Raw genomic sequence first — 12,822 nt, forward strand, 5'->3', positions numbered from 1 at the left:
GTTGATAACTCCCCACGACAACGACCGGGCAGGCCACAGCATTCCCGGCCCCTTCCGGCAGCCTCGATCGTGCCGCCGCGCCGCCGCCGGGTCAGTGGTACAGCGCGTCGACCTCGACCGCGTACGCCGTCTCGATCGCCTTGCGCTTCAGCTTCAGCGAGGGCGTCAGCAGCCCCGTCTCCTCGGTGAAGGGATGGGCCAGGATCCGGAACGTACGGATCGACTCGGCCTGGGACACCGCCGTGTTGGCGGCCACCACCGCCCGGCGGACCTCCATCTCCAGGTCCGGGTCGCGCACCAGGTCGGCCGGGCCGAGCGGGGGGCGGCCCTGCATCGACAGCCAGTGGTCCACGGACTCCTGGTCGACGGTGACGAGCGCCGCGATGTACGGGCGGTCGTTGCCGACGACGATGCACTGCGCCACCAGCGGATGCGCCCGTACGCGTTCCTCCAGACCGGACGGGGAGACGCTCTTGCCGCCGGATGTCACCAGGATCTCCTTCTTCCGCCCGGTGATCGTCAGATAGCCGTCCTCGTCCAGCGCGCCGAGGTCCCCGGTGGCGAGCCAGCCGTCCCGCAGCACCGCCCGGGTGGCCCCCGGGTCGCCCAGATAGCCGGAGAACACGTTCGGCCCGTGCACCCACACCTCGCCGTCGTCCGCGATGTGCACCGACGTCCCCGGAATCGGCTGCCCGACCGTGCCGTACCGGGTGCGCTCGGGAGGGTTCGCCGTCGCCGCGGCGGTCGACTCGGTCAGCCCGTACCCCTCGAAGACGCTCACCCCGGCGCCCGCGAAGAACAGCCCGAGCCGGCGGTCCATGCCCGAGCCGCCCGACATGGCGTGCCGTACCCGGCCGCCCATCGCGTCGCGGACCTTCCTGTAGACCACCTTGTCGAAGAACTGGTGCTGCATCCGCAGCCCGGCCGAGGGGCCGGGACCGTCCCCGAACGCCTTCTGCTCCATGGCCTCGGCGTACTTCACCGCGATGTCGACGGCCTTGTCGAACGGCCCGGCCCTGCCCTCCGCCTCGGCCTTGCGGCGGGCCCCGTTGAACACCTTCTCGAAGATGTACGGCACCGCCAGGATGAACGTCGGCCGGAACGCCACCAGGTCCGGCATCAGCGCGTTCGCGGACAGCTCCGGCTGGTGGCCGAGCTTGACCCGGCCCCGGACCGCGGCGATCTCGACCATCCGCCCGAAGACATGGGCCAGCGGCAGGAAAAGGAGGGTGGCCGCCTTGTCGCCGGGCTTGGAGTGGAACACCGGCTCCCAGCGGGTGACCATCGTGTCGCTCTCGAACATGAAGCTCGCGTGGGTGATCACACACCCCTTGGGGCGGCCCGTCGTCCCCGAGGTGTAGATGACGGTCGCCACGGAGTCGGGCGTCACCGCGCGCCGGTGCCGCTGCACCACCTCGTCGTCGATGTCCGCACCCGCCCCGAACAGCTCGTCCACCGCTCCAGCGTCCAGTTGCCACAGCCGCTTCAGTCGCGGCAGCCGGTCGATCACCGAGCCGACGGTCATCGCGTGGTCCTCGTGCTCGACCATCACCGCCACCACCTCGGCGTCGTGCAGCATCCACAGGACCTGCTCGGCGGAGGAGGTCGGGTAGATCGGCACCGACTGGGCCCCGACGGTCCAGAGCGCGAAGTCGAAGAGCGTCCACTCGAAGCGCGTACGGGACATCAGCGCGACCCGGTCGCCGAACCGCACCCCGTGCGCGATCAGTCCCTTGGCCAGGGCCAGCACCTGATCGCGGAAGTCCGCAGAGGTCACATCACGCCACTGGCCCCCGGCGTCCTTGCGGCCGAGCGCGACGCGGTGCGGATCGTCCTTCGCGTAGTCGAAGACCACATCGGCCAGACCGCCGACCTGAGGTGCCGCCGGCATGGATGGGACAGTGAAATCGCGCAATGACATGCTCCTCGTGGCGCTCCGCACAGCGCCGCGACGCTACCCCAAGCGGGGGCCCGGCGGGAGGGGCCCGGACCCTTCGGACACCGTGTCGTCCGCCCAGGTCAACCGTCGAAATCCGGCCAGATGGGCAAGGCTCGGGCGTCCGTCCTGCCAAGTTCTGACGGTGGGGTAAGCGGCTCGCGCCGGAATCTCCACCGAATCCGACCGCGGCGACCACGGTGACCGCCGATCACTGCGAGGACGCCGATCACTGCGAGGACGGCGGCCACCGCGAGGGCGGCGGCCTGCTGGCGCTGATGCTCACCCTGAGCTGGTACGGGGCGCGGCGGCTCGGGTTCGGCCGGGGGGACCGGATCGCCATCCAGTTCGCCGGGTCGAAGAAGAGCCTGGCGGCTGGGCTGCCGATGGCGACCGTGATCTTCGGGGCGCACGCGAGCCTCGCGGTACTGCCGCTGATGCTCTTCCACCAGCTGCAGCTGATGGTCTGCGCGGTGATCGCCAAGCGCCGCTCACGCGATCCTGAGCCGCCCGGGGACCCGGCGGATTCGGATCCCGCTTCCGACGCGTTGTCGGACCCGCCGGTTACGGTGAGCCGGTAGCCGGTAGCCGGTAGCCGGTAGCCGGTAGCCGGTAGCCGGTAGCCGGTAGCCGGTAGCCGGTAGCCGGTAGCCGACAGCGAGGAAGTGACATGAGCGACGAGTCCGGTACGCCCGCCGACGACTTTCCGCGCGGGGCGGGCAATCCGGACCGGCGCGCCCTGCGGGCGGCGGGCCACACCAGCCTCGCCCACCTCACGACCGTGACCGCGGCGGAGGTGCTCGCGCTGCACGGGGTCGGCCCGAAGGCGATCAGGGTCCTCCGCGAGGCGCTGGCCGCCGAGGGCCTGGCCTTCGCGGGGGAGTGAGGCCCCTTACGCCCCGGGCCTCCCCCTTCCCGCACCGGGCCTGCCCACTCCAGGGCTCCACCCACTCCCCGCCTCAGCCCTGGCGCGCCGCCGCCTCCAATACGCCTCAGCCCTGGCGCGCCGCCGCCTCCAATACGATCCGGTGCTCACCGGCGTACACGTTCATCGACGGGCCGCGCAGGAAGCCGACCAGCGTCAGTCCGCTCTCCGCGGCCAGGTCCACGGCCAGTGACGACGGCGCCGAAACCGCGGCGAGCACCGGGATACCCGCCATCACGGCCTTCTGCGCCAGCTCGAACGAGGCCCGCCCGGACACCAGCAGAACGGCCCGGGACAGGGGCAGCCGGTGGTCCGTCAGCGCCCGGCCCACCAACTTGTCGACCGCGTTGTGCCGGCCGACGTCCTCGCGGACGTCCAGCAGTTCGCCCTCCTCGGAGAAGAGCGCGGCGGCATGCAGGCCCCCCGTCCGGTCGAACACCCGCTGCGCGGCCCGCAGCCGGTCCGGGAGGGCGGACAGCAGCTCCGGGGTGACCCGCACCGGGGGAGCGTCAGCCACGGGGTGCCGGGTCGTGGTGCGCACCGCGTCCAGGCTGGCCTTGCCGCACAGGCCGCACGAGGAGGTGGTGTAGACGTTCCGCTCCAGTGTGACGTCGGGGACGCGGACGCCGGGCGCGAGCTTCACGTCCACCACGTTGTAGCTGTTCACCCCGTCCGCCGTCGCCCCGGCGCAGTAGACGATCGACTGCACCTCGTCCCCCTCGGCGATCACCCCCTCGCTCACGAGGAAGCCGGCCGCCAGCGCGAAATCGTCGCCCGGCGTACGCATGGTGATGGCCAGTGGTCGGCCGTTCAGGCGGATCTCCAGAGGTTCCTCCGCCACCAGGGTGTCCGCGCGGGAGGAGACGGCACCGTCCCGGATACGGAGGGTGCGGCGGCGTTCGGTGGCCCGTCCCATGGATGTGAACCCCGATTCTGTCCGTGTGCGATGGCTTCTGTCCGGATGGGCGAAGCCGGAACCTGACCCGTCGAAGCCGGAACCTGACCCGTCGAAGCCGGAACCCGACCCCGTGGAAGCCGGAACCCGACCCTGTCGAAGCCGGAACCCGACCCCGTCATTGTCCGGCACCCGCACCGGCGAGTCGCAGTCACCGCCCAAGCACGCTGACCAGGCTGTTGTCAACGCTCCAACGTGTGGGCCGGATTCCTGTGGGATCACGTGCCCCCGTACCCGGCGGTAGCGACCAAGACTGGAGGTTTCCTGCCCTACCCGACGATGGGAACCCGTATGACCGGCTCACGTGTCGTGGCGCTCGGCCACTACCAGCCCGCCAAGGTGCTCACGAACGACGATCTGGCGGCCATGGTCGACACGAGCGACGAGTGGATCACCAGCAGGGTCGGTATCAAGACCCGCCATGTGGGTGGCCCGGACGAGCCGGTGGACGAGATGGCCGCGCACGCGGGAGCCAAGGCGCTGGCCACGGCCGGGCTGGCGCCCTCGGACGTCGATCTGGTCCTCGTCGCCACCTCCACCGCGATCGACCGGTCCCCGAGCATGGCGGCGCGGGTCGCGGCGCGGCTGGGCATGGGCTCGCCCGCGGTGATGGACATCAACGTGGTGTGCTCCGGCTTCACGCACGCTCTGGCCACCGCCGATCACGCCATCCGGGCCGGTGCGGCGACCCGGGCGCTGGTCATCGGTGCCGACAAGATGGCCGACGTCGCGGACTGGACCGACCGCTCCACCTGCGTCCTGCTCGGCGACGGGGCGGGCGCGGCGGTCGTCACCGCCGACCCGACGGCCCCCGACACCCCGGAGGGGCCCGGCATCGGACCGGTGCTGTGGGGCTCCGTGCCGGAGATGGGCAACGCGGTCCGGATCGAGGGGACGCCGCCGCGCTTCGCGCAGGAGGGCCAGTCGGTCTACCGCTGGGCCACCACCCAGCTCCCCCCGATCGCCCGCCGGGTCTGCGAGAAGGCCGGCGTCGCCCCGGAGGATCTGGGGGCCGTCGTCCTGCACCAGGCCAATCTGCGGATCATCGAGCCGGTCGCCCGCAAGATCGGCGCGGTCAACGCCGTCATCGCGCGGGACGTGGTGGACTCCGGCAACACCTCGGCCGCCTCCATCCCGATGGCGCTGTCCAAGCTGGTCGAGCGCGGCGAGGTCGCCTCCGGCGCGCCCGTCCTCCTCTTCGGCTTCGGCGGAAACCTCTCCTACGCGGGCCAGGTCATCCGCTGCCCCTGACCGCCTGCTGCCCCTGACCGCCTGGTGCCCTTGACCGCCTGCCGCCCCTGACTCCTCGCACAGCGCCTGACCCCTTCCGCGGCGCCTGTGTGCGTTCCGACCCCGAACCTTTGTCCTGAGTGTGGAGAAAGTTGGAGCGGATTCCTGCGCAACTTCTTCCCACTCGGGGAAAGCGCTGCTACGTTCCCCTCGAAAGCCCGACGGACTGGCCGATGTGGCGGGGAGGGACGCGTGAGACGCATGACGGCACGACCCGCGAACGCGCATCAGGCGCGGCTGCTTCGGCTGCTGCGCGACGGGGGCCCCAACTCCCGTGCTCAACTGGGTGATCAGGTCGAGCTGTCGCGCTCGAAGCTCGCCGTCGAGGTGGACCGGCTGCTGGAGACCGGCCTGGTGGTGGCCGACGGACTCGCCGCATCGCGCGGCGGGCGCCGCTCGCACAACATCCGGCTCGCTCCCGAACTGCGGTTCCTCGGGGTCGACATCGGCGCCACCTCGATCGACGTGGCCGTCACCAACGCGGAGCTGGAGGTCCTGGGACACCTCAACCACCCGATGGACGTGCGCGAGGGCCCTGTCGCCGTCTTCGAACAGGTGCTGTCGCTGGCCGCCAAGCTGCGGGCCTCCGGGCTCGCCGAGGGCTTCGACGGCGCGGGCATCGGGGTCCCCGGCCCCGTCCGCTTCCCCGAGGGCGTGCCGGTCGCGCCGCCGATCATGCCGGGCTGGGACGGTTTCCCGGTCCGCGAGGCGCTGAGCCAGGAGCTGGGCTGCCCCGTCATGGTCGACAACGACGTGAACCTCATGGCGATGGGGGAGCAGCACGCGGGCGTGGCCCGCTCCGTGGGCGACTTCCTCTGCGTCAAGATCGGTACGGGCATCGGCTGCGGCATCGTCGTCGGCGGCGAGGTCTACCGCGGTACGACCGGCAGCGCAGGGGACATCGGGCACATCCAGGTGGACCCGGACGGCCGGGCCTGCGCCTGCGGCAACAAGGGCTGCCTGGAGGCCCACTTCAGCGGCGCCGCCCTCGCCCGCGACGCCGAGGACGCGGCCCGTGAGGGCCGCTCGCCCGAGCTCGCCGCCCGGCTGGAGGCGGCGGGCCGCCTCACCGCCGCCGACGTGGCGGCCGCCGCCGCCGCCGGTGACGCCGCCGCGCTCGACCTGATCCGCGAAGGCGGCAACCGGCTCGGCCAGGTGATCGCGAGCCTGGTCAGCTTCTTCAATCCCGGTCTGGTGGTGATCGGCGGCGGGGTCACCGGCCTCGGTCACAACCTCCTCGCCAGTGTCCGCACCCAGGTCTACAAGCAGTCCCTGCCCCTGGCCACGGGCAACCTCCCCATCGTGCTGGGCGAGTTGGGGCCCACCGCCGGAGTGATCGGCGCGGCCCGGCTCATCAGCGACCACCTCTTCTCACCGGCCTGACCACAGGGCCGTAACGCACCACCGCATTGGTCAGGTACCCGGCATCAGCCAGGTAATAGTCAGGTACTCGTCCGTACTCGCACGTCAGGTACCAGTCAGCAGCCGTTCGCGGTGCCGCCGGCTCCACGGCACCTCCAGCCCTGCGCCCTGTCCGCTCACCGGCCCTCCCCGGCCCCTCGGCACCGCCCGAGCAGGGGAGACCCCATTCGCCGAGGGGATTCGTCATGGCACCAGAACCACCCCTGCTCACCATGTCCGGCATCACCAAGCTCTTCCCGGGCGTCCGCGCCCTGGACGGCGTCGACCTGGAGGTCCAGGCCGGCGAGGTCCACTGCCTCCTCGGCCAGAACGGTGCGGGCAAGTCCACCCTCATCAAGGTGCTCGCCGGAGCCCACCAGCCCAACGACGGCGAGATCACCTGGCGCGGCGAAACCGTCCAGCTCAAGTCGCCGATCGCGGCCATGCGCCTGGGCATCGCGACCATCTACCAGGAACTCGACCTGGTCGAGGGCCTGTCGGTCGCCGAGAACGTCTTCCTCGGCCACGAGCCGACCAGCGCAGGCTTCATCGTCCGCACGAGGGAGGGGCGTTCGGCCGCGCAAGCGCTCCTGGCGCGTCTCGGGCACCCGGAGATCGACCCCGCCCGGCACGTCGGGGACCTCTCCGCCGCCCAGCAGCAGATCGTCTCCATGGCCAGGGCGCTCTCCCACGACGTCCGGCTCATCGTGATGGACGAGCCCTCCGCCGCCCTCGACCCCGACGAGGTCGACAACCTCTTCCGGATCGTCGACGGCCTCACCGCCGACGGGGTGGCCGTCGTCTACATCTCGCACCGGCTGGAGGAGATCCGACGCATCGGCGACCGGGTCACCGTCATCAAGGACGGCAGGACCGTGGCCGTCGGGCTGCCCGCCGCCGACACACCCACCCGCGACATCGTTGCCATGATGACCGGCCGGGACGTCGCCTATGTCTTCCCGCCGCGCCCGGAAGAGTCGGCCCCCGCCACCACCGAACCCGTACTCCGCGTCCAAGGTCTCTCCCGCAAGGGCGAGTTCGCCCCCGTCGACCTGGAGCTGCGGCCCGGCGAGATCGTCGGCCTCGCCGGACTCGTCGGCTCGGGACGCTCCGAGATCCTGGAGACCATCTACGGAGCCCGTAAGGCGACCAGCGGGACCGTCACCGTCGCCGGAGAACAGCTCCGCCCCGGCAGTGTCCGCGCCGCCGTCGCCGCGGGCATCGGCCTCGCGCCCGAGGAACGCAAGGCGCAGGCCCTGCTCATGACCGAGTCGGTCACCCGTAACGTCTCCGTCTCCTCCCTCTCCCGCTTCGCCCGGATCGGCTGGATCGACCGGGGCGGGGAGCGGAAGGCCGCGCGGAGCGCCACCCGTGAGCTGCAGATGCGGCCCGACAATCCGGACGCCGCCGTCCGCACCCTCTCCGGCGGCAACCAGCAGAAAGCCGTCCTCGCCCGCTGGCTGCTGCGCGGCTGCCGGGTCCTGCTGCTGGACGAACCCACCCGTGGCGTCGACGTCGGCGCGCGCGCCGAGCTCTACGCCGTGATCCGCCGGCTGGCCGACGAAGGCCTCGCCGTACTGCTCGTCTCCAGCGAAGTGCCCGAAGTCCTGGGCCTCGCCGACCGGGTGCTGGTGCTCCGCGAGGGCCAAGTGGTCCACACGGCCCCCGCCCAGGAGCTCGACGAGCACCGCGTACTCGACCTCGTGATGGAAGGGAGCCCGACGCCATGACACAGCCCGCCCCGTCGGCGCAGCACAACGGGCCGGACAAGGGGGCCCTCACCGGCCCCTCGGACGCGCCGCCCCAGAAGTCGGGCGGTGGCGTGCCGGCCCTCGGTCTTCGGCTGGACGTCCGGATCCTGTCCCTGCTCGGCGTCCTGGCCGCCCTGATCCTGGTCGGCGGCATCACCGAACCGGACGCGTTCCTGGACACCGGGAACCTCCAACTGATCCTGACCCAGGCGTCCGTCATCGGTGTCGTCACCGTCGGCATGACCTTCGTCATCATCAGCGGGGGCATCGACCTCTCCGTCGGCGCCATGGTCGCCCTCGCCTCCGTGTGGGCGACGACCCTGGCCACCCAGGAGTACGGCTTCGCCGGCATCGCGTTGACCGCGGTCGTCGTCGGCCTCGCCGCCGGACTCGTGAACGGCGTCCTCATCGCGTACGGGGGGATGGTCCCGTTCATCGCGACGCTGGCCATGCTCGCCTCGGCGCGCGGCCTCGCCCTCCAGATCACCGACGGCAAGACCCAGATCGTCACCGTGGACTCGGTCCTGGACCTCGGCCTGCCCGACTCCTACATTCTGGGCATCCCGCCGCTGGTCATCATGTTCGCCGTGGTCACCGTGGTCGGCTGGCTGATCCTGAACCGGACCACCTTCGGCCGCCGCACCGTCGCCGTCGGCGGCAACGCGGAGGCCGCCCGGCTCGCCGGGATCGACGTCCGCCGCCAGCGCCTCTACCTCTACCTGCTGTCCGGGCTGTGCTGCGGCATCGCCGCCTTCATGCTGATCGTGCTCGCCGGCTCCGGCCAGAACACCAACGGCAACCTGTACGAGCTCGACGCCATCGCCGCCGCGATCATCGGCGGGACCCTGCTCAGCGGCGGCCGGGGCACCATCGTCGGCTCCGTCCTCGGCGTCCTGATCTTCACCACGATCACCAACATCTTCGCTCTCAACAACCTCCAGAGCGACGTCCAGCAGATCGCCAAGGGCGCCATCATCGTCGCCGCCGTCCTCGTCCAGCGCCGCACCATGCGCGGCAGGGAAACCTGAGCGACCGAGCATCCGGCACCGAGCGCCCGGCACCGAGCGCCCCACAACGCACCCCAGTACCGAGCGCCCCACAACGCACCCCAGCACCCGCACTTCCTACGCACCCACCGGACGAAGGGTCAGACCGTCATGCCAGAAACCAGCCGCAGAGGGCTGCTGTTCGGAACCGCCGCCGTCTCCGCGGGCGCGCTCCTCACCGCCTGCACCAGCAACGAGCCCAAGAAGACCGAGCCCGCCGGCAACAGCGCCCCCGCCGACGACAAGCCCGGCAAGGCCGTCACCATCGGCTTCTCCGGACCGCAGGCCGACCACGGCTGGGCCAACGCCATCAACGTGAACGCCAAGTCCCGGGCGGAGACGTACTCCGACGTGACCCTGGAGACCACCGAGGGCTCCAACGACACCGCCACCCAGATCGGCCAGATCAAGACCCTCATCAACAAGAAGGTCGATGTTCTCGTCATCCTCCCCGCCGACGGCAAGGCCCTCACCCAGGTCGGCCTGGAGGCCATGAGGGCGGGCATCCCCGTCGTCAACCTGGACCGCATCTTCGCCTCCCCGCAGGCGTACCGCTGCTGGGTCGGCGGCGACAACTACGGCATGGGACTCAACGCCGGGCACTACATCGGCGAGCGGCTCAAGGACAAGCCGAACGCCAAGGTCGTCGAGCTCGCCGGGATCGACAACCTGGAACTGACCAAGCAGCGCAGCCAGGGCTTCGCCGACGCCCTGAAGAACTACTCCAACATCAAGCTGGTGGCCCGTCAGGCGGCCGACTTCACCGTCGAGTCCGGCCAGGCCAAGATGGCGCAACTCCTCCAGGCGCAGAAGCAGTTCGACGCCCTCTGGAACCACGACGACGACCAGGGCGTCGGCGCGCTCCGCGCCATCCAGCAGGCGGGCCGCGACGAGTTCATCATGGTCGGCGGCGCCGGAGCCAAGTCCGCGATGGACGCCATCAAGGCCGACGACTCGGTGATCAAGGCCACCGTCCTCTACCCGCCGACGATGGCCGCGTCCGCGATCGACCTGGCACGGGCACTGGGCCAGGGCAAGGGCGTCAGCGGCCTCTCCGAGATGGAGATCCCGACCTCCCTGACCCTGTACTCCGCGGTCGTGACCAAGGACAACATCGACCAGTACCTGCCGACGGGCTTCAACTGACCGGGACTCCGGGGGTGCGCGGAGCGCACCCCCGGCCCGTTACCGCACACCGATGAGGAGGAAGTCCGCATGGCCCGTAGTCAAGAGACGGAAACGCAAGCCCCAGCCCCTTCGCCGCAGGAGGCGCCGGGAACGCTCGGGGTCGGCATGGTCGGATACGCGTTCATGGGCGCCGCCCACTCGCAGGGCTGGCGCACCGCCGGACACGTCTTCGACCTGCCCCTGCGACCCGCTCTCGCCGCGATCTGCGGACGCGACCGCGCGGCGGTCGACGCCGCCGCGGCCCTGCACGGCTGGGCGGCCGCGGAGACCGACTGGCGGGCACTGATCGCCCGGGACGACGTCCAGCTGATCGACATCTGCACCCCCGGCGACAGCCATGCGGAGATCGCCATCGCCGCCCTGGAGGCGGGCAAACACGTCCTGTGCGAGAAGCCGCTCGCCAACACCGTCGCCGAGGCGGAGGCGATGGTCCGCGCCGCCGAGGCCGCCTCCGTCCGCGGGCAGGTGGCGATGGTGGGCTTCAACTACCGCAAGGTGCCCGCGATCTCCTTCGCCCGGCAGCTCATCGCCGAGGGCCGGCTCGGACCCCTGCGCCATGTGCGCGCCACCTACCTCCAGGACTGGCTGGTGGACCCGGCCTCACCGCTCACCTGGCGGCTCAAGCGCGAGCACGCCGGGTCCGGCGCGCTCGGGGACCTCGGCGCGCACATCGTCGACCTCGCCCAGTATCTTTCGGGCGAACTGCTCACCGGGGTGTCCGCCGTGGCCGAGACCTTCGTACGGGAGAGGCCCCTGCTCGCCGGGGCGTCCGCCGGGCTCTCCGGCAGCGCCGGAACGGCGGAGCGGGGCGAGGTGACCGTCGACGACGCGGCGATCTTCACCGGCCGCCTCGCCTCCGGGGCACTGGCCTCCTTCGAGGCGACCCGGATGGCGGCGGGACGCAAGAACGCCCTGCGTCTGGAGATCAACGGGGAGCTGGGCTCCCTCGCCTTCGACCTGGAACGGCTCAACGAGCTGTCCTTCCACGACCACACCGAACCCGCGGCCACCGCGGGCTTCCGCCGCATCCTCGTCACCGAACCCGAGCACCCCTACCTGGAGGCCTGGTGGCCCCCGGGCCACGCCCTCGGCTACGAGCACACCTTCGTCCACCAGGCCCGCGACGTGGTGAACACGATCGCCGAAGGCACCCCTCCCGTACCGTCGTTCGCGGACGGGCTCCAGGTGCAGCGGGTGCTCGCCGCCGTGGAGGAGAGCGCCGCCAAGAACTCCGTACACACCCCGGTCCCGTCCTCGGACCTCAGGAGGTAGCCGCCCATGCCCCGCCCCTTCACCCTGTTCACCGGCCAGTGGGCCGACCTCCCGCTGGAGGAGGTCTGCAAGCACGCCCGGGACTTCGGCTACGACGGTCTCGAACTCGCCTGCTGGGGAGACCACTTCGAGGTCGACAAGGCGCTCTCCGACCCCGGATACCTGGACACCAGGCACCAACTGCTCGACAAGTACGGGCTGAAGTGCTTCGCGATCTCCAACCACCTGGTCGGCCAGGCCGTCTGCGACCACCCGATCGACGAACGCCACCAGGGCATCCTGCCCGCCCGCATCTGGGGCGACGGCGAGCCCGAAGGCGTACGGCAGCGGGCCGCGGCCGAGATCGCGGACACCGCCCGGGCCGCCGCCGCCTTCGGGGTGGACACGGTCATCGGCTTCACCGGCTCCTCCATCTGGCACCTCGTCGCGATGTTCCCGCCCGTCCCGCCGCACATGATCGAGCGGGGCTACGAGGACTTCGCCGAGCGCTGGAACCCGATCCTGGACGTCTTCGACGCCGAGGGGGTGCGCTTCGCCCACGAGGTGCACCCGAGCGAGATCGCGTACGACTACTGGACCACCCAGCGTGCCCTGGAAGCGGTGGACCACCGGCCCGCGTTCGGGCTGAACTTCGACCCGAGCCACTTCGTCTGGCAGGACCTCGACCCGGTCGGCTTCCTCTACGACTTCCGCGACCGGATCTACCACGTGGACTGCAAGGAGGCCCGCAAGCGCCTCGACGGCCGCAACGGCCGCCTCGGCTCGCATCTGCCGTGGGGCGACCCCCGGCGCGGCTGGGACTTCGTCTCCGCCGGCCACGGTGAAGTGCCCTGGGAGGACGTCTTCCGGATGCTCCGGTCCATCGGCTACGAGGGACCGGTCTCGGTCGAGTGGGAGGACGCCGGCATGGACCGGCTGCACGGCGCGCCCGAAGCGCTCGCCAGCCTCAAGCGGTTCGACTTCGACCCGCCGTCGGCCTCCTTCGACGCGGCCTTCGGCGGCCGGGAGTAGGACGCCCGGCCGAGCCCCGGGGCGCGATCCGGTTCACGGCTCCGCGC

General features: G+C 71.2%; 10 protein-coding genes and 1 pseudogene. 9 read left to right on the forward strand and 2 right to left on the reverse strand.

Annotation, left to right across the window (positions count from 1 at the left end):
• Nucleotides 1-91: 91 nt before the first annotated feature.
• Entirely contained in the window at nt 92-1,891 is a 1,800-nt protein-coding gene (locus D581_RS0100375) for a long-chain fatty acid--CoA ligase (RefSeq protein WP_018955238.1), read from the reverse strand.
• Nucleotides 1,892-2,202: 311 nt separating this feature from the next.
• On the opposite strand from D581_RS0100375, the pseudogene D581_RS0100380 reads away from it, so the two are divergent.
• Both D581_RS0100380 and D581_RS0100385 read left to right on the forward strand, forming a co-directional pair.
• A pseudogene (locus tag D581_RS0100380) lies at nt 2,203-2,517 on the forward strand (bile acid:sodium symporter); the annotation flags it as partial.
• Between the two features lie 89 nt (nt 2,518-2,606).
• Nucleotides 2,607-2,822, forward strand: coding sequence for a DNA-binding protein (locus tag D581_RS0100385; protein WP_018955240.1), 216 nt, complete (start codon nt 2,607-2,609; stop codon nt 2,820-2,822).
• A gap of 106 nt (nt 2,823-2,928) precedes the next feature.
• On the opposite strand, the gene fdhD is transcribed toward D581_RS0100385, so the two are convergent.
• The gene (gene fdhD / locus D581_RS0100390; RefSeq protein WP_018955241.1) at nt 2,929-3,777 is read right to left on the reverse strand and encodes a formate dehydrogenase accessory sulfurtransferase FdhD; all 849 of its coding nucleotides are present in this window, start codon (nt 3,775-3,777) and stop codon (nt 2,929-2,931) included.
• A gap of 330 nt (nt 3,778-4,107) precedes the next feature.
• Between fdhD and D581_RS0100395 the strand changes: the two genes are divergently transcribed.
• The 7 genes from D581_RS0100395 (at nt 4,108) to D581_RS0100425 (ending at nt 12,775) form a co-directional block, all read left to right on the forward strand.
• A complete protein-coding gene (locus tag D581_RS0100395; RefSeq protein WP_018955242.1) occupies nt 4,108-5,067 on the forward strand; it encodes a beta-ketoacyl-ACP synthase III in 960 nt (319 codons plus the stop codon).
• A gap of 240 nt (nt 5,068-5,307) precedes the next feature.
• Entirely contained in the window at nt 5,308-6,489 is a 1,182-nt protein-coding gene (locus D581_RS0100400) for an ROK family transcriptional regulator (protein ID WP_018955243.1), read from the forward strand.
• Nucleotides 6,490-6,713: 224 nt separating this feature from the next.
• On the forward strand, nt 6,714-8,237 hold the full coding sequence (locus tag D581_RS0100405; protein WP_026290042.1) for a sugar ABC transporter ATP-binding protein: 1,524 nt from the start codon (nt 6,714-6,716) through the stop codon (nt 8,235-8,237).
• The gene (locus D581_RS0100410) at nt 8,234-9,286 is read left to right on the forward strand and encodes an ABC transporter permease (protein WP_018955245.1); all 1,053 of its coding nucleotides are present in this window, start codon (nt 8,234-8,236) and stop codon (nt 9,284-9,286) included. The genes D581_RS0100405 and D581_RS0100410 overlap by 4 nt, the downstream gene beginning before the upstream one ends.
• Nucleotides 9,287-9,415: 129 nt before the next feature.
• Complete coding sequence (locus D581_RS0100415) at nt 9,416-10,450, forward strand: substrate-binding domain-containing protein (protein ID WP_018955246.1); 1,035 nt, start codon at nt 9,416-9,418, stop codon at nt 10,448-10,450.
• 69 nt (nt 10,451-10,519) lie between these two features.
• Entirely contained in the window at nt 10,520-11,764 is a 1,245-nt protein-coding gene (locus D581_RS0100420) for a Gfo/Idh/MocA family protein (protein WP_026290043.1), read from the forward strand.
• 6 nt (nt 11,765-11,770) lie between these two features.
• Nucleotides 11,771-12,775 carry a sugar phosphate isomerase/epimerase family protein gene (locus tag D581_RS0100425; RefSeq protein ID WP_018955248.1) on the forward strand — a complete coding sequence of 335 codons (1,005 nt, stop codon included), beginning with the start codon at nt 11,771-11,773 and terminating at the stop codon, nt 12,773-12,775.
• Nucleotides 12,776-12,822: the final 47 nt, after the last annotated feature.

Source organism: Streptomyces sp. CNB091, from assembly GCF_000377965.1.